Genomic DNA, 20,854 nt, shown 5'->3' on the forward strand with positions numbered 1-20,854 from the left:
GATGAAAGTAACTGCTCTTCCCCCCGCAGGCCGACTTGTTTGGTTTTGCCGGAGAATCGGGTACAATGCCTGTTATATGGTAGAAACCGACGCGTTTTGGGACTTTTTTTGGGAAATGCGCTTGCGCCCGATGGAAAATTTGGGCAAACGCGCTGCCATTCAGGCGGCCTCGCGCCTCATGCGTCAGATGGCCCGCAGTGGGCGCGGATCGGGGCTGCGTCTGTTGGAGCTGGGCTGCGGTGAAGGCCAGATTCTGGGGGCGCTGGTTGACGGTCATGCGCAGTTGTGCGACCGGCGCGCCTGCGTGGGCGTGGATTACAACCCGCGCTCGCTGGAGCGTTGCCGCCAGGATTACCCCGGTTTGCAGTGGCTGGAGGATGATTTCACCTCCGCCGGTTATCTGGAGGCTTTGGGGCGCTTTGACCTGGTGCTGATGGTCAACGCCCTGCACGAGGTCTTTTCCAGCACGCTCTCGGCGGGGGTGGTGGACGTTCCGGCGGCCAAACAGCGCGCCGAAACCACCCTGGGGCGGGCGGCGGCCTGCCTGGGTGCGGGGGGCTGGCTGGTGCTCTTTGACGGGCTGGAGCCGCCAGGGGATCCGCGCGAAAGCCTGCGGGTGCGCTTTGCCAACGCCGCCTCGCGCCGCGATTTTGAGACCTTCGCGCGCCAGTACCGCCCCTTTCACATCACCTACCGGCCGGGCGAGGGGCCGTTGGAGGTGGAGCTGCCGCGGCGGGATTTTACCCGCTACATCACCAAATCCATCTTCCTGGGCAAGGGTCTGTGGCAGACAGAACGGCTGGAAAGTTACCAGTACTTCACCCAGGATGAGTTCCACGCCGCCTTTGAACGCCAGGGTCTGGTCATCCGCGAAGAGCGCACCCTGACCATGAACGCGGTCAAATGGGAGCAGCGCGTGACCATTTTGACGCCGGGGGTAGGCTTCCCCGAAGAGCATATTTTGATCCTGGCGCAGGGGGCTGCCCCGGCACAGTGATCTACCGTTAGGAGGGCCGATGTCGCCGTTCATCCCTGCCGCAGAGCGCATCACCAAAGCGCGGGCTTTGATTCAAAAGGCGCGCAAGCTGCCGGCTCCAGAAGATTTGGGCTGGGGCAATTTTGAATACGTGGCCAAGGTCAAAGATCTGCTGCGCAAGGCGCACGAGCTGATCCAGTTTATCCCCCTCACCTCCGGCATGCCGGAGGAAACCAAGGCGCAGGCCGCCCAGGTGGAGGAAGAAATCGCCCAGGCCAAACGGGACCTGCTGCGGTGAGCTCATGCGCATCCTGAGGGAGATGTACCGCCGCCCGGGGGATTACACCCGCGGCAGGGTGAACCTGCACGAGGCGGTGCGGGCTGTGGTGCGGCGGGATGGGCTGATTTTATTGGTGCATTCGGAGAAGAACGGGGATTACAAATTCCCCGGCGGGCGGGTGGAAGCGGGGGAGACGCACCCCGCCGCCCTGGCGCGGGAGCTGGCGGAGGAATGTGGGGTGCGGCTGGCAGCGGTAGAGGGCGGCTACGGGCGCGTGTTGGAATTTGACCGTGCCTTTGAGCCGGGCAGCGATATCTTTCAGATGATTTCGTATTACTACCTGTGCCAGATCACCGCCGAGCAAAACCCGCCGCAGTTGGAACCCTATGAACGCGAACTGGGCTTTCACCCGGAATGGGTGACTCTGGCGGAGGCCATCGCCGCCAACCAGCAGGTGCTGGCGCGCACCGTTCCCAAGGCGCCCACCTGGACCCCGCGCGAGACGTTTGTGCTGGAGCATCTGCTGGCCAACGGGGGCTAAGGCCGGCGCAGCGGCAGCCGCCGCAGGCGGCGGTAGGTTTTCAGCGGACCTTGCAGCACATAAAAACCGATCACTGAGCCCACCATGTTGACGCCGGTCAACCACACCGCGCGGGCGTGCTGCACCGGTTGGCGCAGGGCTTCTTCCAGGCGTTTCGACAGGAATTCGGCCAGTTCCGGCGCAAGGACCCCCTGGGGGAGCTGCGACAGATAACGCCCAATCAGCTCGCGCGCAGGGAGCGCAGGCTCCGCCTCGGCGCGCTCATCCAGCACCGTCCGATACGCTTGCAGGGTCTGGCGCACGATATTGGCGCGGTCCAGCGGCTGCACGCGCTGGCGCGCGCTGCGGCACAGTAGGTGATATTCTTCGGCAGGCAGGCTGCACACGCGCTGCACGGCGGCGGCGAAGACCTCTGGGGGGGTATCTTTGGGCAGGCAAACGCCGTCAGTATCGTCCACCAGCTCTTCGATGGTCTCATTGGCCAACCCCACCACGGGTGTGCCGGAGGCCAGGGCCTCGATGACCGCCAGGCTCTGCACTTCCATTTTGGAGGCGGATACAAACGCATGCACCTGCGCCAAAGCCGCGGCGATTTCCGCCTGGCTGAGCTGGCCGGTGAAACGCACGTGCAGATCGTGGGCGCGAATGAGGCGGGTGAGTTCCTCGGTGTAGCCGGGGGTCAGGTCTTCGCCCATCAGCCAAAGTTCGTAGCTGCGCGGCAGGTGCGCGAGCATCTCCACCAGGTAGAGCTGGTTCTTGCGGCGGCTGAGAAAGCCAGTGAAGGCCAGCGTTTTCTGCGGGGAAAGCGGATCGGCGAAGGCGGCCTGGCCAAACTGCTGCAAATCACGCCCGTTGGGGATTTGAAACACGGGGCCGCGGAAGCCAAATTCGCGGATTTCGCTCACGGCGGCCGGGTTCAGACCCACCACCGCGTCGCAGTTGTCGTAGAAATTATTCAGATACTGTTCCACCAGGGCGTCGTTGAGCGGACCCGAAAGCCAGCCCGCCAGCTCGCTGGGGCCAAATTCCAGGGCGCGCGAGGGCAGGATGTGGGCGGTGTAAAACACGGGCACGCGGTTCAGGCGCGCCCACAGCTGGGCCACCACCCCCAGCAGGGCAGGGTCGTGGATGTGAATAACGTCCGGCTTCCAGGCGTCTAAAAAACGGTACAGCCTGCGCACAGTGGGCGCATTGAGCAGGGGGATGGAGAATTTATCCTGGTGGGCGCTTTGAATGTGGAAAAAATGGAAGCCGCTTTCATCGCTGGCCGGCCCGGTTTTTTCCCCGGGGCAGAGCATGACCACCGCGGCCTGCTGCGCGCACCAGCGGGCCAGTTCAAAGGCCACGCGTCCCTCGCCGCCGCCGTCCCCTTCGCGAAAAATGGAAACAAACAGAATTTTGAGAGCCATAGGGGCAGTATACCCCATACCGAAGGTGATACAAGCCTTGAAAAACCGGCGTTCCACCCGCTATACTGAGATCACGAGCCTCCGCGGCGCGCGGGGGCCTCAGGAAAGGGTGAATATGGAAACGAATGCGAAAAAGGATGCTTATTGGCAAACCGCTACCCTGGGGGGCGGCTGCTTTTGGTGTTTGGAAGCCGTGTATGATGAACTGCGCGGGGTAGAAGAGGTGGTTTCGGGCTACGCGGGCGGCTACTCCGCCAACCCCAGCTATGAAGAGGTGTGCACCGGCGAGACCGGGCACGCCGAGGTGGTGCAGGTGCGCTTTGACCCGGCTCAGGTCAGCTACCGCGACCTGCTGACCCTGTTTTTCACTATCCACGACCCCACCAGCCTGAACCGCCAGGGAGCGGATGTGGGCACGCAGTACCGCTCGGTGATCTTTTATCACAACGCAGAGCAAAAAGCTCAGGCCGAGGCGGTGATGGCCGAGCTGAGCGCGGCGCGGCTGTGGGATCGGCCCCTGGTGACCGAGCTGGCCCCCCTGGAGGCCTTTTATCCGGCCGAAGCGTATCACCAGAAGTATTTTGCGCGCAACCCGTATCAGGGCTACTGCCGCATGGTGATCGCGCCCAAGGTAGCCAAATTTCGCAAACAGTATCAGGAGCGCCTGAAAAGCTGAGGTGCCCCACAGCTTTGGTTTTGCGCGGCGCGCTGGCATTCGTCAGCGCGCCGCCTTGCGGTTAAAATTGGATATAATAAGTGTATGCTGCGTTCTCAGGTTGGCAGATCACCCGCCGCCGCTACCTTAATCACCCAGGTGGAAACATGAAACATATTGGTCAATCCGTCCCTCGCGTAGATGCGCGCTCAAAAGTTAAAGGTGAGGCTGTTTTTGCTTCCGATATGACCCGCCCCAACCAGGCCTTTATGAAGGTGCTGCTGGCGCGGCGGCCGCACGCCATTGTCAAACGGGTGGATACCGCCCGTGCTGAGGCCCTGGAGGGCGTTTTGGCTGTGCTGACCTCCAGGGATGTGCCCGCCAACGAATTTGGCTATTACACCTACGATCAGCCGGTGTTGGTGGGACCGTGCGAAAAGCCCTATGCTGACCGCGTGCGCTATGTGGGCGACCGCGTAGCGGCGGTCATCGCCGAGACGGAAGCCGTGGCCCAGAAAGCCCTGGGGCTGATCGAGGTGGAATACGAGGACCTTCCGGCGGTATGCGATATGGAAGACGCCCTGCGGCCAGATGCGCCGGTGCTGCACCCGGATGTGGGCAGCAACCAGTTTGGCCATCATTTCCTCTATAACGGCGATATAGAAACTGGTTTCCAGCAGGCGGATGTGATTGTGGAGAGCGTGTACAACACCCCCGCCCAGGAACACGCCTATCTGCAAACCGAGGCCGGGCTGGCCTATATGGACGAGGACGGGCGCGTGGCCGTGGTGACCACCGGACAGTGGGGGGCCAAAGATCGCAAGCAGATTGCCCACGCATTGGGTTTGCCCGAAGAGCAGGTGCGCGTGATTTACCCCATGACCGGCGGGGCCTTTGGCGGGCGCGAGGATATTTCCGTACAGATTGTGGTCTGCCTGGGCGCGCTGAAGCTGCACCGCATGGGCATCGACCGGCCGGTGAAGATCGTTTGGACGCGCGAAGAGTCCATTCTGGCGCACTGCAAACGCCACCCCTTCCGCGTGTACACGCGCTGGGGCGCCACCCGCGAGGGCAAAATTGTGGCCGCGGAAGTGCGCATGTACGCCGACGGCGGGGCTTATAAATTCACCACCAGCATCGTCACCAGCAACGCCGTGCTGAACTCCTTGGGCCCCTATGAAATTCCCAATGTAAAGGTGGACGCCTACGATATTTACACCAACAACGTGCCGCGCGGGGCCTTCCGCGGCTTTGGCGGGCCGCAGGCGGTGTACATCGCCGAACAGCAGGTGAACAAACTGGCCCAGGCGCTGGGCATGGACCCGGTGGAACTGCGCATGCGCAACCTGGCGCGCGAAGGCTCGCTGCAAACCACGGGCGCGCCTTACCCGCCGGGGGTCAGCATCCGCGAGGTGACTGAGGCCTGCGCGGAAGGCTCCGGCTGGCAGAAGAGCACAGCGGGCTGGACGCGGCCAGAGGGTTTTGGCAGCGAAGACCCGCAGCACCCCAATAAACGGCGCGGGGTGGGGATTGCCTGCGCGCATAAGAACGTGGGCTTCTCCTACGGCTACCCCGAATCCTGCACGGTGGGCATTGAGCTGTACGGCGGCTCCAAAATTGAACGGGCGCGTATCCGCCACGGGGCCAGCGAAGTGGGCATGGGCACGCTGACCGTCATCACCCAGATGGCGGCGGAGGCCCTGGGTCTGGAGCTGGATCAGGTGGAGCTGGTTTCCAGCGATACCGCCGAGACCAAGGACTCAGGTTCGGTGTCGGCCTCTCGCATGACCTTCTTCATCGGCAACGCCCTGAAAGAAGGGGCCGAGATTGCTCTGCAAAAATGGCAGGAGGAAGAGCGGCCGGTGCAGATTCTGCACACCTATTACCCGCCCAAAACCACCGCCCCCGACCCGCAGACCGGCCAATGCGACCCCAACGTGGCCTACGCCTACACCACCCAGGCGGTGGAGGTGAGCGTGGACATGGAGAGCGGGCAGGTGGAGGTGGAAAAAATCATCTGCGCCATTGATGTGGGCAAGGCCATCAACCCCGGCCTGGTGGAAGGCCAGATTCAGGGCGGGCTGGTGCAGTCGGTGGGGTATGCGGTGATGGAAAACTTTATCGAGAAGGACGGCCAGGTGCTGACCCCCTCGCTCTCCACCTATTTGATCCCCACCGCGTTGGATATCCCCAAAGAGATGAAGACCATCATCCTGGAGATCCCCGACCCGCGAGGGCCGTGGGGGGCGCGCGGCCTGGGCGAGGTGATGAACATGTGCCTGGCGCCGGCCGTTACCCACGCGGTGTATGAAGCCACCGGCGTGTGGTTTGACGAATTTCCGCTGACCCCCGAACGGGTGCTGCGCGGTCTGGGTAAGCTGGAAGCAGTTTAAGCATGAGCCAACGCGTAGCGGTCATCGGTGGGGGCGCATCCGGGCTGGTGGCCGCCCTCACCGCGGCGCGGGCCGGGGCGCGGGTTTGCCTGTGGGAGCGCAACGACCGCCTGGGCCGTAAGCTGTTGGTGACGGGCAGCGGGCGCTGCAACTTGACCAACGATGCGGTCAGCGCCGAACGGTATGCCTGCGCTGACCCGCAGTGGATGGCGAGCCTGCTGGAGCAGTTTGGCGTGGGGGATGTGCTGCGCCTGCTGGAGTCCATCGGCGTTCCGGCCTACAAGACCGACGACGGCTGGTATTATCCCCGTTCGAACGCAGCGCAAAGCGTGGTAAGCGCCCTGGAACACGCCTTGCGCCAGGCGCGGGTGGAGGTGTGCCTGGGGGTGCAGGTGACCGGCCTGGAGCGCGCGGGGGAGGGTTTTCGCCTGCGCGTTTTGCAGGACGGTCAGCAGCGTGAGGAGCGTTTTTCACGGGTGATCCTGGCGGCGGGCGGGGCGGCTTACCCCACCTTGGGCAGCCGGGGAGAGCTGTTTGCCGAATTGACCCGCCTGGGCCTGCGCACCACGCCCAAGCGCCCGGCTTTGGCCCCTGTGTTGGCTGAGCTGGGCGCGCTGCGCGGGCTGCAAGGCTTACGGTTGGATGTGGGCGTGCGCCTGGAGCAGGACGGGCGCACCCTGGCGGAGAGCCACGGCAATTTGATTGTGACCGAATGGGGCTTGAACGGCCCGGCGGTGATGGACGTGAGCCATGCGGTTTCGGCGCACGAGGGGGAAAAGCTGACCCTGGTGTTGGATCTGCTGGCTTTCCACGCTGAGGAATTCACGGCGCTGTTGACGGCACAGCGCAAACAACCCTTTCCGGCCGCGCTGCTTTTGGGGGCCTTCTTCCCGCCCAAGCTGGCGCCGGTGTATTTGCGCATGGCGGGGCTGCCGGAACAGGCCGCGCTGAACCAACTGAAAGAGGCCGAGATCCAGCGGCTGGTGGGGTGCCTGCGGGAAACGCGCCTGGGGGTGCGGGGCGTGCGCGGCTTTGAATACTGTCAGGTGTCAGCGGGCGGGGTGGCGGTGAGCGAGGTGGAGCCCACCACGATGGAGGCGCGGCGGCTGCCGGGGCTGTTTTTGACCGGCGAAACCCTGGATGTGGTCGGCCCGTGCGGGGGGTTTAATTTGCAGTACGCCTTCAGCAGCGGCGCCCTGGCGGGGCGGGCGGCGGCGCGGGGCTAAGCCGGCTGGTCGGGGTTTTGTTCCAGCACTTCCCAACGTTGATAGGCTTGCGCCAGTTCTTCTTCTAATTCTCGCAGGCGAGCGGCGGCCTGGGCGATGTGCTCGGCGTCCTGCTGATAAAACTGGGCGGAGCCCATTTCGGCCGTCAGGCGCTGCTGTTCGGCTTCCAGGGCTTCAATGCGGGCGGGCAGCTCGGCCAGCTCGCGCTTTTGGGCCTCCAGGGCGCGCTGCTGGTTGTAGCTCAGCTTACGCGGGGCGTTTTCGGCGGCGGGGCGGGCGCTTTTTTCCCGCGCGTCTTTGGCGGCCGCGGGCGGCGGGGTCTGGGCGCGGCGCAGCCAGTCATCGTAACCGCCCACGGTCTCCGTCACGTTCCCCTGTCCGTCCAGGGCCAGGGTGCTGGTGACCAGATTGTTGAGGAAGGCGCGGTCGTGGCTGACCAGCAGCAGCGTGCCCGTGTATTCCAGCAGCAGATCTTCCAGCAGTTCCAGGGTGTCTAAATCCAGGTCGTTGGTGGGCTCGTCAAAAACCAGCAGATTGGCGGGGCTGGCAAACAGGCGCGCCAGCAGCAGACGGTTGCGCTCGCCGCCGGATAGGGCCTGAATGGGGGCGTGGACGCGCTCGCGCGTGAACAGGAAATCTTCCAGATAGCCCACCAGGTTGCGCTGGCGCCCGTTGATGGTCAGCGTGTCGCGCCCCTGGCCGACATTTTCCAGCACGGATTGGCTTTCATCGAGTTGGGAACGCAGCTGGTCAAAATAGGCCGTCTGCAAATTCGACCCCAAGCGCACCTCTCCGCTCTGGGGGGGCAGCTCGCCCATCAGGATGCGCAGCAGGGTGGTTTTGCCGCAGCCGTTGGGGCCGATGATGCCCACCTTGTCGCCGCGCTGGATGACGGTGGAAAAATCGTTCAGGATGGGGCGCTCCCCGTAGGCGTAAGAGACGTGCTCGGCCTCAATCACCAGCCGCCCTGAGCGGCGCGCCTCTTGAATCTGCATGTTCACCCGCCCAGGCTGTTCGCGGCGCTCGGCGCGCAGATCGCGCAGGCGTTTCAGGGCGCGCACACGGCCTTCGTTGCGGGTGCGGCGGGCCTCAATCCCCTGGCGGATCCAGGCTTCTTCCTGGGCCAGCTTTTTATCGAAGAGCACGTTTTGCTCAGATTCGGCGGCCAGAACGGCCTCTTTGCGCTGGAGGAAGGTGGCGTAATTGCAGTTCCAGTCCAACAGGCGGCCGCGGTCCAGCTCCACAATGCGCGTGGCCAGCTTTTGCAGGAAGGCGCGGTCGTGGGTGACGAACACCAGGGTGCCGCCCCAGCGCTGCAAAAATTCTTCCATCCAGGCGATGGTGGGCAGATCCAGGTGGTTGGTGGGCTCATCTAGAAGGAGCAGGTCGGGCGTGCGCACCAGCCCGCGGGCCAGCAGCACGCGGCGCTTGAGCCCGGCGGAAAGCTGGGCGAAATCGGCCTGGGGCTCCAGCGCCATGCGGGCGATGACCTGATCCACCTGCAATTTGCGCTGCCAGGGTTCCTCACCGGCGGCCAGGGGCAGGTGTTCCAGGCCCGCGGCCACGATCTCGGCCACGCTGCCCGCCAGGTCTTGGGGCACTTCCTGGGGCAGGTAGGCCGTGCGCAGGTTTTGCTGGCGGGCCACCCAGCCGGAATCGGGCAGCAGGTCGCCGTGAATGAGCTTGAGCAGGGTAGATTTGCCCGCGCCGTTGCGGCCCAGCACGCCCACCCATTCACCGCGCTCAATTTGCAGATTGATGTTGTCCAGCAGCAGCGGCCCGCCAAACCCCAGGCTGACCTCTTGGAGACTGATTAGCGCCATGCGGCCTGATCCCTTACGTGAAAAAGTATGCCGCAAATATACTATGAAATGAGCGGATTGGGCGGGCGGAAGAGGCGGTGATAGAAACTGGCGCGCCGCGGGCATCTCGGACTATAATCATAGCGTGCTGTGGGGAAACGCGTTTGTGCCGCTGCGAGACGCCGTCCGGCGGCGAAGCAGTCTCCCCCTGGATGGATCAAGAGTGCACGCCAGGAAGGAACGCCCATCTCCCCAGCATGCCAATCCCCTCAACCCCAAGGAACCCCCGATGAGCAAAAAGAAGACCCCCCTCCCGTCAGCAAGTACGCCGCCAAACACCAGGCCAAGGTCAACCCGCGCAGCCGCTTCAACTGGCCGCTGGCCGCTGTGGCCGTTCTGGTGGTGGCGCTGATCGTTGTCCTGCTGGTGATCGCCCTGCCCAAGAAAGCGGCCGCCCCGGCTGAAACGGGGGAAATGCCCGTGCTGGTGGGCACCAAGACCTATTCGGGGCAGCCGCCGATGCTGATTGACCCGACCAAGCGTTACACCGCCACGGTCAAAATGGCCAAGGGCGGCGAATTTGTGATTGAGCTTTACCCCGATAAGGCCCCCATCACCGTCAACAGCTTTGTCTTCCTGGCGCGCGAAAAGTACTTCGACGGCGTCACCTTCCACCGCGTTTTGGAGGGCTTTATGGCCCAGGGCGGCGACCCCACGGGGACGGGCGGCGGCGGGCCGGGCTATAAGTTCGTCAACGAAGATTCCGACCTGACCTTCGACAAGGCCGGGGTGGTGGCTATGGCCAATGCCGGGCGCGACACCAACGGCAGCCAGTTCTTCATCACCTTCCAGCCCACCCCGCAGCTCAACGGCGGCTACACCATCTTTGGGCAGGTGACCAGCGGCATGGACGTGGTCAACGGCATCACCCGCCGCGACCCGGAACAAAACCCCGATTTCACCGGCGACGTCATCGAGAGCATCACCATTCAAGAATTCTGAGCCTGTGCCGATCAGACCGCGGCGCGCTGCCCCCTGGGGCGGCGCGCTGTTTTTAACCCCGCGGGATATGCCCTTGATCATGCCGAAAGGTGTCATCCTTCCGCGGGGATTCGGGTTACAATGATTCACAGGACTTCTGCCTATGGCCCCCTTTGCGCCGCGCCTGGACATTCGCCAGTTTTACGACCATTTTGATGCGCCCGTGACGGCTTTTGACTGCGGGGAAAAATGCGCGCCGCATAATCCCAACGGCAAACCCTTCTGCTGTGATATCTGCCATGCTGTTCCCGTGGCCTACCGCCAGGAATGGGACTATTTGCAGGGCCGCACTGACCTTTGGCACGAGTGGCGCGGGGATGAATGTGCGGGCGACCCCAGCGACCCGGCCGAGCTGCGCGAACAAACCCCAGAGCACATGCTGTTGCTGGCCTGCCTGGGCCCGGCCCATTGTCAGCGCGCGTACCGCGCCTCCAGCTGCCGTCAGTTCCCCTTTTTGCCCTACATCACTGCCGACGACCGCTTTTTGGGGTTGGTGTACGAATGGGATTTTGAACCGCTGTGCTGGGTCATCAGCCATTTGGAGAGCGTCACAGAGGCCTACCGGCGCGAGTTCGTGGCCACCTACGACGTGATTTTGGCGCAGTGGCCGGATGAATATGAAAGCTACGCGGCGGCCAGTGAGGAGATGCGCGCGCATTTCGCGGCGCAGCGCCGCCGCATCCCCCTGCTGCACCGGCGCGGGGGCTTTTACCTGCTCAGCCCGCGCAGCGAGCGCCTGGAGCGCGTGCCGCCCCAGCGCCTGCCGCGCTTTGGCCCCTACCACACGGAAGATTGAGGCCGGAGACTTTGAGGACCGCATGAACCTGCCGGATCGAGAGACAGCCCATCAAATTCTAGCGGAGGCCGAGGCGCGCAACCCCGGCCCGTGGGCGGCGCATTCGCGCTGCGCTGCTCAGGCGGCGGCTATTTTGGCCAGCGGCCACCCCCAGCTCGACCCTGAGGCGGCTTATGTGCTGGGCCTGCTGCACGACATCGGGCGGCGTGAAGGGGTGACCGCCATGCGGCACATTCTGGACGGCTACCGCTATCTGGAGGGTCTGGGCTATTCCGCGGCGGCGCGCATCAGCCTGACCCATTCGTACCCCATCGCCGACTTGAAATGCGCGGCGGGCCTGTGGGATGCCAGCGAGGCCGAAGCCCAATTTGTGCAGGATTACCTGCTGCGCACGCCCTACGACGCCTACGACCATCTGATTCAGCTGTGCGACGCGCTGTCGCTGCCGGACGGCTTTTGCCTGATCGAAAAACGCATCGTGGATGTGGCCCTGCGCTACGGGGTAGGGCCGTGTTCGGTGGCGCGCTGGCAGCGCTATTTTGAAATTCAGGCCGAGTTTGAGCGGGCGATCGGTCATTCGATCTACGCCCATCTGCCCGGCGTGGTGGAAAACACTTTCGCGGTGCTGCCCAACACGGGGCAGGCAGCCGCCTTCTTACCCAAACCCTTGAGCCAGGAGAGCCGTTGACATGTCGAATGCCATGGAAAAGCTGTGCGATGCCCCCAGCGGGCAGGTGGAGATTTTGCAGGGCAATATTGCCTTTGCGGCGGGGTGCGTGCGCGCCGGGATTCACTGCGCAGACGGCTACCCCGGTACGCCCAGTTCCGAGGTGATTGACCGCGGCCTTTCGCAGGTGCAGGACCGCATCCGCGTGGGCTGGTCGGTGAACGAGGCGGTGGCGGCCGGGGTGGGCCACGGTCACAGCCTGGCGGGGCGTGACTGCGTGGTGACCATGAAGATCCCCGGGCTGTACCAGGCGGGGGACATCTTCACCAGCGGGGCGCTGTTTGTGCGCGAACGGGGCGCGCTGATCTATTACATCGCCAGCGATTTCACCCCCTCTTCCACCCAGCACACCCTCGATCCGCGCTATCTGTTCAAAAGCTGCTTCACGCCCGTGTTTGAGCCGCGCAGCCATCAGGAGCTGCATGAGGCGGCCGCGATCGCCGTGGAGATCAGCCGCGCCTACAAAACCCAGGTGGTGATCCTGCCCAACGGCAATTTATGCCACAGCGAGGGTTTGGTGCGCCTGATGGAGCCGCAGCACCGCGACCCGGTGGATATGCCCGCGGATCTGCACCCGTTTAATGTGCTTCCGGCGGTGGCGCGCAAGAATTACGATGTGGTCATGGCCGAGCGCATGCCCGCGCTGGAGGCGATGGTGGAAAACAGCCCGCTCAACCGCTGGGACAAGGGCAGCGGCAAGCGCGGCATCATCACCTGCGGCATCAGCGACCTGTATGTGCGCGAGGTGGTGCAGTCTCTGGGCCTGGATGTGGACATCTTGTCGCTGGCCTTCACCAACCCCTTGCCGCTGGGTCTGATCCGCCGTTTCTGCGAGAGCATTCAGGGCCCCATCACCGTCATCGAAGACGGCTACCGCTGGCTGCAGGAAGCCGTGGAGGGGCTGGGCTTCCGCGTGGAAGGCAAGCCTCCCTACAGCCCGCTGACCGAGTGGACCCCGGCGCTGATCGCCCAAAAACTGGGCGAAGCCGCCCCCCAGGCAGGCGGTGCGCCCCTGGCGGCGCCGGTGATGCGCCCGCCGGTGATCTGTGCGGGCTGCCCCTACCGCCTGTTCGCCCTGGAGGTGTCTTTGCTGAAGAAAAAGGGGCTGGTGGACGCCGTGTTTGGCGATATCGGCTGCAACACCCTGCTGTATTTCATGAACGCGCTGGATACAGGCCTGGCGATGGGGGCCAGCGAGGCCCAACGGCTGGGCTATGTCACTTCCATGCCGGAAAAGGCCGGGCGGGTGATCAGCGTGTTGGGGGACGGCACCGAATGTCACACCGGCATGGACTCCACCCGCAACACCGTGTACCGCAACATCCCCGGCGTGAAGGTGATTTTGGACAACGAATACGCCGGCATGACCGGTGGGCAGCCTTCACCCACCTCGCCCACCAATCTGGCGGGCCAGCCCATGCGCTTTGATCTGGTGGCTTCGCTGCAAGGCCACGGGGCCAAGGTGGTGGTGGCGGGGGCCTACGAAAAGAACACCCTGCGCAAAGCCCTGCGCACGGCCCTGAGCGAGGCCGAGCAGGGCGTCTTCACCACCATCGTGGTGCGCGACGGGGCCTGCATTCAGAAATCGCCGTCCAGCACCCAGCGGGTGGAGGTGGACCCGGCGGTGTGTAAGCAGTGCAACGCCTGCCTGATCTGCCCGGGGTTAGAACTGAACGCGGACGGCATTCCGACAGCCAACAACCTGTGTACCGGCTGCGGCGGACACACCCCGGCCTGCGTGCAGATGTGCCCCACGCATGTGCTGCATGTGGTCACCCGTGAGACCGCCGAGCGGGCCGCCGTTCAGCCCAGCCTGGCCCCCGAAGTCCCCGCGGTGAGCTTTGACCGCGCTTTGCTGCCGGAGCGCATCGCCCTGGCCATTCGCGGCGTGGGCGGGCAGGGCAACCTGTTCTTCGGCACGGTGCTGGCCCAATGGGCCTTCTTAGCCGGGTACGGTGAGAAAAATATCATCAAGGGCGAGACCCACGGCATGGCCCAGATGGGCGGGCCGGTGATCAGCACCTTTGGCTGCGGTCAGGTCGCCAGCCCGGTGCTGCTGCCGGGGACGGCCGACTGCCTGATTACGATGGAGAAGAGCGAAGTGCTGCGCCCCGGCTTTTTGGAGATGCTCAAACCGGGCGGCACGGTGCTGCTGGCCAGCACCCAGATCATCCCCCTGGGGCTGAAGGAAGACCAATACCCCAGCGACGAGGCGATTCAGGCCAGCCTGAAGGGCTTCCACGTGTGGGAAGTGGATGTTTTGGGGCAGGCCCTGGCTTTGGGCGACCCCACCGGCCGGATTGCCAATGTGGTCATGATGGGCATCCTCAGCACGCTGCCGCCCTTTGATCAACTGCCGCCGGAATTGTGGCTGCAGGCCCTGCGCAAGGTCAACGCCCGCGCGGTGGTCTTTGCTGGAAATCAGGCGGCTTTCCAGGCGGGGCGCGAATACGCGGCCCGCTTGCAGGCCCAAGGCCGCTGAACCGAACAGTAGGAGGTGCGCGCAGATGACCCATCGGTATTATCGCATTGACCCCCAGGTTTTTACGCGTTTCCCCGGCTACCGGCGCGGGGTGGTGGCGGCGCTGGACGTGCAGAATCCCCCGGCCCCCGCGGGGCTGGTGACGGAGCTGCGCGCCGCGGAAGAGGCCCTGCGCGCGCGGCTGAGCCTGGAGGCGCTCTTAGAAGACCCCACTGTAGCGGCCTGGCGTGAGGCCTACCGTGCCGCGGGCATGAAACCCAGCGAGTTTCGCCCGTCGGTCGAGGCTCTGGTGCGGCGTGTGCTGCGCGGCGACGCCCTGCCGCTGATTTCTGCCCTGGTGGATATCGGCACACTGGCGTCCATCCACTACATGCTGCCCATTGGGGCGCATGCCCTGGACGATGTGCGTGGGGACCTCTCGCTGCGGCTGGCCCGCGGGGACGAGAACTTTGAACCCTTTGGCACGGACGTGCTGGAACATCCCGCGGCGGGTGAGATGATCTTCGCCGAGGGCGATACGGTGCTGACACGGCGCTGGACCTGGCGGCAGGCCAAACACACCCTGGTGACAGCCGAAACGCGAACGGTGGAATTCAACGTGGACGCGCTGGCCCTGGTGACGGATGCACAGGTGCACGCCATTTGCGAACAGGTGGCCGCCTGGGTGCAAACCTACTGCGGCGGGCAAACCCGCTGGGCGGTGCTGAGCGCGCAGCAGCCAGAAATGGAAATTTAAGGTAAAAAAGACATCTGAGGGCATATTTACATGTGACAATGTCACAATGGTTGTATAATCAAGCCAAGCACGTTCACCTAGCGTAGTACAAGGAGACTGAAATGGCTGAAGAGAAAAAGAAGAATATTTTCGACCGGGCTGTGGACGCCCTGACCAACCGCGACGAGAAGGCTGCCGCGGAAAAAGCCGCTGCCGAAGCGGCGGAAGCCAAGGCGCTGTTGGAAAAAGCCCAGGCTGAGGCCGAGAAAGCCAAAGCAGAAGCCGAAGCCGCCAAGAAAGCTGCCTTGGATGCCGCTAAGAAAGCGGAAGAAGAGCGCGCGCGCCAGGGTATGCTCCTGCAGCAGCAGCGCCTGGCCGAGCAGAAAGCCGCCGCCGAAAAGGCCGCCGCGGAAAAAGCGGCCGCTGAAGCTGCTGCCGCTGCTGCTGCCGCTGCGGTGATTAAGCATGTGTGGACCAAGGACGACACCTATGCCAGCCTGGCCCTCAAGCACTACGGCAAGTTCACCGAACCCTACTGGCGGCTGATTTACGAACATAACAAGGGCATCATCGGCAACCATCCCAATGATATCCGCGTCGGGCTGGAAATCGAAATCCCGCCGCTCCCCGAAGAACTGAAGTAAGCCGGGAAAGAAACAAGAGCATGACAAATTCTGGCGTTGATCTGGTAAGCCTTTTCCAAACGGTGACGCAAACCCTGGCGCAAAACCAGCAGGGGTTGAACCAGGCGGATGTGTACAATCAGGATCACGGCACCAACATGGTGCAGACCTTTCAAACCATCACCGAGGCGCTGCAGGAAAAAAGCGGCAGCGCAGACAGCACGGCGATGGCGTATGCTGCCAAAAAGTTAGAGGCCAGCACCCGCAGCAGTTCAGGCCATTTGTATGCCCAGGGTCTGAACCAGGCCGCCGCGCAGTTCAAAGGCAAAAAGGTGGATGCCCAGGGGGCCATGCAGCTGCTGCAAACGCTGATCGCGGGCGGGCAGGTGGCCCCCAAGCCGCAAACCCCCGCACCCGCGCCCCAGCCTCAGGCTCCGGCCGCGGGCGGTGACGACATGCTCGGCCAGTTATTGGGCGGGCTGATGGGCGGGCAAACTGCCCAGGCGCCTCAGCCCCAGGCTCCGGCCGCGGGCGGCGACGAACTGCTCGGCCAGTTATTGGGCGGGCTGATGGGCGGGCAAACTGCCCAGGCGCCCCAGCCCCAGGCCCCTGCCGCGGGCGGCGCGGATATGCTGGGCGCTTTGTTGGGCGGTCTGACCGGCTCTTCTGGCACGCAGTCCAACGCTCAGGACGGCCTGGATATGGGTGATTTGCTCAACGCGGGCATGGCCTACATGGCCGCCAAACAGCAGGGCGGCAGCAACGCCCAGGCACTGCTGCAGGCCTTCCTGGCCGGCAGCGGCATGGGCACAGCCCCCCACCGCCAGCAGTCCACCCAGTTGGTCATCGGATCGTTCCTGCAAGCCTTAAGCGGAATGGCCAAATAGGCTGTAAAACTGTACCCCCCAGCCCCCCTCCTCCAGAGGGGGGCTTTCTTTTTCCCGCCGTCTGGCCCAACCTCAGGTACAATCATCCCAGTACCAGGCAAATTTGATTCAGGAGGAAATGGATGCCCTTTGCAAGTTCAGCCCATGAGAGTTCGTCAGAGGCCGGCAGCCGGATCTGCGAACGCTGCGGCGCGCCCTGCGCGCCGGAGGAATGGCTGTGCGCCCACTGCGGTCAGCCGCTGCGCGCAGACCGGCAGGCTGCCGTCCGCGCGTGGCTGCGGGCCGCGCACCAGCAGTTGGAATCCCTCAACAGCGCATTGGCCTGGCTGCTGCTGATTTGCTGGGCGGCGTTTCCGCTGGTGGTGCTGGGCATCTCCGTGGCAGGGGAGCCGCATTGGAGCAAGTGGCTGGTGGGCCTGCTGTTGGCGGGCCTGACCTTCCTGGTCATGTCTATTCCCCTGGGCGGCCTGCGCGACGCGGCCCGCAAGCGCCGTTTTGAACGCGACATTTTGCCCCAACTGGAGAAATTTGCCCAGGAGCAGGGGCTGACCCTGGGGGAACTGCGCGCTGCGGCGCGCGAGGAATTGAAAGGTCAAAAAAACGTCCACCTGCTGACCTATCTGGAAGAAATCAGCGATTGGGACCTGCTGACCCGCGCACAAACATCCACCCAAGAAAGGCAAGAACCATGAACCCCGACGAAGACGATATCCAACGCGCCTGGCAGACCTATCTGGCTGCGCTGCCGCCCGACCACCCCCACCGCGCGCGCCCGCTGCCGGCCGCGTGGAGCTTTGGCGATTCCCCCGAAATGGCAGATGAACTGGGCGGGCTGGTGTGCGCGGGGATCAAGACGGCCACCTGTTCGCTGATGTGGGGCTACGAGATGGGCGTGGACCCCATGCCCCAGGTGGGGGATTTGAGCCTGATTTTGGACGGGCGCGGGCGGGTGATGGCCCTGATTGAGACGGTGGAATTGCGGCAGCGGGCCTACGAAGATGTGGACGCTGTTTTTGCCGCCGAGGAGGGCGAAGACGACCGTTCACTGCAATCCTGGCGCGAGGGGCATTGGCGCTACTTCACGCGCGAATGCCAGACCCTGGGGCGCACCTTCACCCCCCAGGCCCCGCTGCTGTGTGAGCGCTTTCGACTGGTGTGGCGGGCAGGTGAAGTTTAGCCAGTTGGCCGGTTGACGCCCGCGGCGGGCGCGGTTAAGCTTGAGGTCGGTTTTTCTCACCGGCTTTGCGCAAACCGGATTTCCCCCAGCAGACCTTGAAGGAGCACCCCCATGACCTCTGTCGAGGAAAGAATTGTACAGCGCCTGAACATGCTTGCAGGCGCCATCGGATGCCGTCATTCGGGCACGCCCGGCAATCTGGCAGCGGCCGCTTTTCTGGCCGATGAAATGCGGGCGTTAGGGTTGGAAGTGGAAGAACAGCGATTTGAAATCCCCTCCTGGACGGTGGAGGAGCAGTACCTGAAAGCCGCCGGGCAGGAACTGGCCGTGTACGCCAACCCCTATTCCCCCAGCTGCGCGGTGGAAGCGGAACTGGCGGCGGTGGGCACCCTGGCGGAGCTGGAACAGGCGGATTTGGGCGGCAAGATCGCCGTGCTGTACGGGGATCTGACCCGCGCGCCCATTTCGGCCAAATCCTGGTTCCTGACCGAAGACCGCGACCGGCGCATTTTGGAGCTGCTGGAAGCCAACCCGCCCGCGGTCATCCTGGCGGTGCAGGCCGCCCCAGGCTCCACCAACCGTATTTTTGAAGATTGGGAATTCCTGCTGCCCTCCGCCACCTTGCCGGCCGAGAGCGGGCGGGTGGTGCTGCTGCACGCGGGTGAACGCGCTGAGGTGCGGCTGCGCACGGTGAGCGGCCGCGGCACGACCGCCAACATCATCGGCCGCCGCCAGGGTACGCGCCCCGAAACCCTGGTGCTGTGCGCCCATTACGACACCAAGGTGGACACCCCCGGCGCCAACGACAACGCCGCGGGCGTGGCGGCCATGCTGGCTGCGGCGGAACTGCTGCGCGAAGACGTGTTGGACTGCAATCTGGAATTGGTGGCTTTCACCAACGAGGAGTATCTGCCCATCGGCGACGACACCTATCTGGAGCGGCGCGGCGAAGGCTTTTTGGATCGGGTGCTGATGGCGATCAACTTTGACGGGCCCGGGCACATTGTGGATGTCAATTCGCTGGCCAGCTTTACCTGCTCGGCGGAGTTTCAGGCCGAGGTGGAGGCGGTCAGCCGCGCCTACCCGGCGGTGCAGTGGGTGGAGCCCTGGCCGCAGAGCAACCACAGCACCTTTGCCATGCGTGGGGTCCCCGCCCTGGCCTTCAGCAGCCGCGCCATCTGGCTGTATTCGCACCAGCACGACGACAGCCTGCGCTGGGTGCACCCGCCGCGCCTGCTGGAATGCGCCCAACTGGCGGCAGATATCGTCCGGCGCATGCACGCCCGGCCGCTGGGCTGGATGCGCCCGGAAGCCGCCGCGGAATAACCCGCGAGACCGTTTTTTCTCACACCCACCCGCCGGGGCCGCGCGCCTCGGCGGGTTTTTTTGTGGGGGAGCCGGGCCGAAAAACGGGTATACTAAGCCGCAAGGGGAAACCTGCACACCGAAGGGACGGCTGCGAACATGGTGCTGGAAGGCTGGGAATACGTTTGGATTGGGATCGCCGCGGTGGCGGCGGGGATGGTGAACGCGCTGGCGGGGGGCGGCACGCTGATCACCTTCCCCATGCTGACGGCGGTGGGGGTTCCGGCGGTGGTGGCTAACGTCACCAACACGGTGGCGCTGTGCCCGGGGTATTTGGGGGCCACGTTGGCGCAGTGGAAAGACCTTAAAGAGCTAAAACAGCGCCTGTGGCTGTACGTTCCGGCTTCGGTGCTGGGGGGCATTCTTGGGGGGGTACTGCTGCTGAACACGGGTGAACGCCTGTTCCGCGATCTGGTTCCGTATCTGATCCTGCTGGCCTGTGCGCTGCTGGCCGCGGCTGATCCGCTGCGCGGCTGGCTGCTGCGGCGGACGGGGTCGGGCAGCAGCGCCCAACCGGCTTCGCTGGGGGTGTGGGCCGCCGCGGCCGTCTTTTTGGCGGCCATTTACGGCGGCTATTTTGGGGCCGGGCTGAGCGTGATCGTGCTGGCGGTGTTGGGCCTGCTGCTCAGCCAACCTCTGACGCAGTTAAACGCCCTCAAGCAGGCGGTGGCTTTCAGCGTCAACATCGCCGCGGCGGTGTTCTTTGTCTTCTCCGGCCAGGTGCTGTGGTCTGCGGCGCTGGTGATGGCGGTGTGCGCCTGGGTGGGCGGCACCCTGGGCGGCAAACTGGCCAGCCGGGTGAAGCCCGCCGTGCTGCGCGGCGTGGTGGTGACCATTGGGGTGATTGTGGCCCTGGTGTACCTGCTGCGCTGAGGCCTGGCGTATAATTATCCTATCCCCCATCCTTTTCAGGAGCCAAACCATGAAAATTTACCTCAGCGCTGACATTGAAGGCGTCACCGGCACTACCCATTGGGACGAAACCGAGATCAAATTCCCCGATTACTCCGACTTTCGCGAGCAGATGACCGCCGAGGTGGCCGCGGCCTGTGAAGGGGCGCTGCAGGCTGGGGCCAGCGAGGTATGGGTGCGCGACGCGCATCACTCCGCCCGCAACATCATCGCCGGGTCGCTCCCCGAGCAGACGCGTCTGGTGCGCGGCTGGGCCGGCCACCCGTATATGATGATGGAGCAGTTGGACGGCAGCTTCCAGGCGGCGGTGATGATTGGCTACCATGCCCGTGCAGGCTCGGCGGCCAACCCGCTTTCGCACACCATTTCTCTTCGGGTCAGCACGATTAAGATCAACGGCCTGTATGCCTCCGAATTTATACTCAACGCCTACACGGCCGCATTGGCGGGCGTGCCGGTGGTGTTTGTTTCCGGCGATGAAGGTTTGTGCGAAGAAGCTGCCGCGCTGATCCCGGCCATCACGCATGTGGCGGTGAAGAGCGGCTGCGGCGACTCGACCATCAATCTGCATCCGCAGGTGGCTTTGGAAAAAATCCGCGCGGGGGTGCAGCAGGCCCTGGCGGGCGACCTGTCTAAATGCCGGTTGGAGCTGCCCAAGCATTTCTCGGTGGAGATACGCTACAAAGAGATGCGCCACGCCTACAGCAGCTCGTTTTACCCGGGCGCGCGCCTGCTGGACACGCACACCATCGGCTTTGAAAGCGACGACTATTTTGATGTGCTGCGCCTGGTGTCTTTCACCCTGTAAGCGGGGCGGCAAAAGCAGCAGCGGCTCAAACAGGAGGCT

At 64.1% G+C, this 20,854-nt stretch carries 20 protein-coding genes; 18 read left to right on the forward strand and 2 right to left on the reverse strand.

Annotated elements, in window-relative coordinates; all coding sequences use genetic code 11:
• Positions 1 to 76 precede the first annotated feature (76 nt).
• Genes ADN01_RS17595 through ADN01_RS17605 form a run of 3 tightly spaced genes read left to right on the forward strand, consistent with a single transcriptional unit; the run spans position 77 to position 1,797 of the window.
• Complete coding sequence (locus ADN01_RS17595) at positions 77 to 997, forward strand: class I SAM-dependent methyltransferase (RefSeq protein ID WP_062417034.1); 921 nt, start codon at positions 77 to 79, stop codon at positions 995 to 997.
• A gap of 19 nt (positions 998 to 1,016) precedes the next feature.
• A complete protein-coding gene (locus ADN01_RS17600) occupies positions 1,017 to 1,274 on the forward strand; it encodes a hypothetical protein (protein ID WP_062417035.1) in 258 nt (85 codons plus the stop codon).
• 4 nt (positions 1,275 to 1,278) lie between these two features.
• Positions 1,279 to 1,797, forward strand: a complete 519-nt coding sequence (locus tag ADN01_RS17605; RefSeq protein ID WP_075071325.1) for an NUDIX hydrolase — start codon at positions 1,279 to 1,281, stop codon at positions 1,795 to 1,797.
• Here the strand turns inward: ADN01_RS17605 and ADN01_RS17610 are convergent.
• On the reverse strand, positions 1,794 to 3,206 hold the full coding sequence (locus ADN01_RS17610; protein ID WP_062417037.1) for a glycosyltransferase: 1,413 nt from the start codon (positions 3,204 to 3,206) through the stop codon (positions 1,794 to 1,796). The two genes, ADN01_RS17605 and ADN01_RS17610, sit on opposite strands and share 4 nt — an antisense overlap.
• A gap of 115 nt (positions 3,207 to 3,321) precedes the next feature.
• On the opposite strand from ADN01_RS17610, the gene msrA reads away from it, so the two are divergent.
• The 3 genes from msrA to ADN01_RS17625 all read left to right on the forward strand — a co-directional run bounded on the left by msrA (position 3,322) and on the right by ADN01_RS17625 (position 7,480).
• Complete coding sequence (msrA, locus tag ADN01_RS17615; RefSeq protein WP_062417038.1) at positions 3,322 to 3,882, forward strand: peptide-methionine (S)-S-oxide reductase MsrA; 561 nt, start codon at positions 3,322 to 3,324, stop codon at positions 3,880 to 3,882.
• A 146-nt stretch (positions 3,883 to 4,028) separates the two neighbouring features.
• Positions 4,029 to 6,254: a xanthine dehydrogenase family protein molybdopterin-binding subunit gene (locus ADN01_RS17620; RefSeq protein WP_062417039.1), complete on the forward strand. Its 2,226-nt coding sequence runs from the start codon at positions 4,029 to 4,031 to the stop codon at positions 6,252 to 6,254.
• A 2-nt stretch (positions 6,255 to 6,256) separates the two neighbouring features.
• Positions 6,257 to 7,480: an aminoacetone oxidase family FAD-binding enzyme gene (locus tag ADN01_RS17625; protein ID WP_062417040.1), complete on the forward strand. Its 1,224-nt coding sequence runs from the start codon at positions 6,257 to 6,259 to the stop codon at positions 7,478 to 7,480.
• On the opposite strand, the gene ADN01_RS17630 is transcribed toward ADN01_RS17625, so the two are convergent.
• On the reverse strand, positions 7,477 to 9,303 hold the full coding sequence (locus ADN01_RS17630) for an ATP-binding cassette domain-containing protein (RefSeq protein ID WP_062417041.1): 1,827 nt from the start codon (positions 9,301 to 9,303) through the stop codon (positions 7,477 to 7,479). The genes ADN01_RS17625 and ADN01_RS17630 overlap by 4 nt on opposite strands.
• Positions 9,304 to 9,432: 129 nt before the next feature.
• Here ADN01_RS17630 and ADN01_RS20155 point away from each other — a divergent pair, with 129 nt between their 5' ends.
• The 12 genes from ADN01_RS20155 to ADN01_RS17690 all read left to right on the forward strand — a co-directional run bounded on the left by ADN01_RS20155 (position 9,433) and on the right by ADN01_RS17690 (position 20,815).
• Positions 9,433 to 10,284, forward strand: a complete 852-nt coding sequence (locus ADN01_RS20155; RefSeq protein WP_236691034.1) for a peptidylprolyl isomerase — start codon at positions 9,433 to 9,435, stop codon at positions 10,282 to 10,284.
• 142 nt (positions 10,285 to 10,426) lie between these two features.
• Positions 10,427 to 11,119: a hypothetical protein gene (locus tag ADN01_RS17640; protein WP_062417042.1), complete on the forward strand. Its 693-nt coding sequence runs from the start codon at positions 10,427 to 10,429 to the stop codon at positions 11,117 to 11,119.
• Positions 11,120 to 11,141: 22 nt separating this feature from the next.
• On the forward strand, positions 11,142 to 11,807 hold the full coding sequence (locus ADN01_RS17645; RefSeq protein WP_075071327.1) for an HD domain-containing protein: 666 nt from the start codon (positions 11,142 to 11,144) through the stop codon (positions 11,805 to 11,807).
• Between the two features lies 1 nt (position 11,808).
• Positions 11,809 to 14,328: a 2-oxoacid:acceptor oxidoreductase family protein gene (locus ADN01_RS17650; RefSeq protein WP_062417043.1), complete on the forward strand. Its 2,520-nt coding sequence runs from the start codon at positions 11,809 to 11,811 to the stop codon at positions 14,326 to 14,328.
• Between the two features lie 25 nt (positions 14,329 to 14,353).
• The gene (locus ADN01_RS17655) at positions 14,354 to 15,064 is read left to right on the forward strand and encodes a B3/B4 domain-containing protein (protein ID WP_062417044.1); all 711 of its coding nucleotides are present in this window, start codon (positions 14,354 to 14,356) and stop codon (positions 15,062 to 15,064) included.
• Between the two features lie 101 nt (positions 15,065 to 15,165).
• Positions 15,166 to 15,687 carry a LysM peptidoglycan-binding domain-containing protein gene (locus ADN01_RS17660; RefSeq protein WP_062417045.1) on the forward strand — a complete coding sequence of 174 codons (522 nt, stop codon included), beginning with the start codon at positions 15,166 to 15,168 and terminating at the stop codon, positions 15,685 to 15,687.
• 20 nt (positions 15,688 to 15,707) lie between these two features.
• A complete protein-coding gene (locus ADN01_RS17665; RefSeq protein ID WP_062417046.1) occupies positions 15,708 to 16,553 on the forward strand; it encodes a DAK2 domain-containing protein in 846 nt (281 codons plus the stop codon).
• Between the two features lie 122 nt (positions 16,554 to 16,675).
• Positions 16,676 to 17,245, forward strand: a complete 570-nt coding sequence (locus ADN01_RS17670; RefSeq protein ID WP_062417047.1) for a hypothetical protein — start codon at positions 16,676 to 16,678, stop codon at positions 17,243 to 17,245.
• A complete protein-coding gene (locus tag ADN01_RS17675) occupies positions 17,242 to 17,730 on the forward strand; it encodes an ASCH domain-containing protein (RefSeq protein WP_062417048.1) in 489 nt (162 codons plus the stop codon). The genes ADN01_RS17670 and ADN01_RS17675 overlap by 4 nt, the downstream gene beginning before the upstream one ends.
• Before the next feature lie 111 nt (positions 17,731 to 17,841).
• On the forward strand, positions 17,842 to 19,056 hold the full coding sequence (locus tag ADN01_RS17680; RefSeq protein WP_062417049.1) for a M28 family peptidase: 1,215 nt from the start codon (positions 17,842 to 17,844) through the stop codon (positions 19,054 to 19,056).
• 141 nt (positions 19,057 to 19,197) lie between these two features.
• On the forward strand, positions 19,198 to 19,968 hold the full coding sequence (locus ADN01_RS17685) for a sulfite exporter TauE/SafE family protein (RefSeq protein ID WP_062417062.1): 771 nt from the start codon (positions 19,198 to 19,200) through the stop codon (positions 19,966 to 19,968).
• A gap of 49 nt (positions 19,969 to 20,017) precedes the next feature.
• Entirely contained in the window at positions 20,018 to 20,815 is a 798-nt protein-coding gene (locus ADN01_RS17690) for a M55 family metallopeptidase (protein WP_062417050.1), read from the forward strand.
• Positions 20,816 to 20,854: the final 39 nt, after the last annotated feature.

Origin of the sequence: Levilinea saccharolytica, assembly GCF_001306035.1 — a bacterium.
Classification (GTDB): domain Bacteria; phylum Chloroflexota; class Anaerolineae; order Anaerolineales; family Anaerolineaceae; genus Levilinea; species Levilinea saccharolytica.

Excerpts from the sequence above, each read along its gene's own strand:
- msrA (WP_062417038.1), top strand. The coding sequence starts at position 3,322 with ATGGAAACGAATGCGAAAAAGGATGCTTATTGGCAAACCGCTACCCTG.
- ADN01_RS17600 (WP_062417035.1), top strand. The coding sequence starts at position 1,017 with ATGTCGCCGTTCATCCCTGCCGCAGAGCGCATCACCAAAGCGCGGGCT.
- ADN01_RS17640 (WP_062417042.1), top strand. The coding sequence starts at position 10,427 with ATGGCCCCCTTTGCGCCGCGCCTGGACATTCGCCAGTTTTACGACCAT.
- ADN01_RS17660 (WP_062417045.1), top strand. The coding sequence starts at position 15,166 with ATGGCTGAAGAGAAAAAGAAGAATATTTTCGACCGGGCTGTGGACGCC.
- ADN01_RS17665 (WP_062417046.1), top strand. The coding sequence starts at position 15,708 with ATGACAAATTCTGGCGTTGATCTGGTAAGCCTTTTCCAAACGGTGACG.
- ADN01_RS17650 (WP_062417043.1), top strand. The coding sequence starts at position 11,809 with ATGTCGAATGCCATGGAAAAGCTGTGCGATGCCCCCAGCGGGCAGGTG.
- ADN01_RS17645 (WP_075071327.1), top strand. The coding sequence starts at position 11,142 with ATGAACCTGCCGGATCGAGAGACAGCCCATCAAATTCTAGCGGAGGCC.
- ADN01_RS17675 (WP_062417048.1), top strand. The coding sequence starts at position 17,242 with ATGAACCCCGACGAAGACGATATCCAACGCGCCTGGCAGACCTATCTG.
- ADN01_RS17630 (WP_062417041.1), bottom strand. The coding sequence starts at position 9,303 with ATGGCGCTAATCAGTCTCCAAGAGGTCAGCCTGGGGTTTGGCGGGCCG.
- ADN01_RS17680 (WP_062417049.1), top strand. The coding sequence starts at position 17,842 with ATGACCTCTGTCGAGGAAAGAATTGTACAGCGCCTGAACATGCTTGCA.
- ADN01_RS17620 (WP_062417039.1), top strand. The coding sequence starts at position 4,029 with ATGAAACATATTGGTCAATCCGTCCCTCGCGTAGATGCGCGCTCAAAA.
- ADN01_RS17690 (WP_062417050.1), top strand. The coding sequence starts at position 20,018 with ATGAAAATTTACCTCAGCGCTGACATTGAAGGCGTCACCGGCACTACC.
- ADN01_RS17670 (WP_062417047.1), top strand. The coding sequence starts at position 16,676 with ATGCCCTTTGCAAGTTCAGCCCATGAGAGTTCGTCAGAGGCCGGCAGC.
- ADN01_RS17655 (WP_062417044.1), top strand. The coding sequence starts at position 14,354 with ATGACCCATCGGTATTATCGCATTGACCCCCAGGTTTTTACGCGTTTC.
- ADN01_RS17595 (WP_062417034.1), top strand. The coding sequence starts at position 77 with ATGGTAGAAACCGACGCGTTTTGGGACTTTTTTTGGGAAATGCGCTTG.
- ADN01_RS17610 (WP_062417037.1), bottom strand. The coding sequence starts at position 3,206 with ATGGCTCTCAAAATTCTGTTTGTTTCCATTTTTCGCGAAGGGGACGGC.
- ADN01_RS17605 (WP_075071325.1), top strand. The coding sequence starts at position 1,279 with ATGCGCATCCTGAGGGAGATGTACCGCCGCCCGGGGGATTACACCCGC.
- ADN01_RS17625 (WP_062417040.1), top strand. The coding sequence starts at position 6,257 with ATGAGCCAACGCGTAGCGGTCATCGGTGGGGGCGCATCCGGGCTGGTG.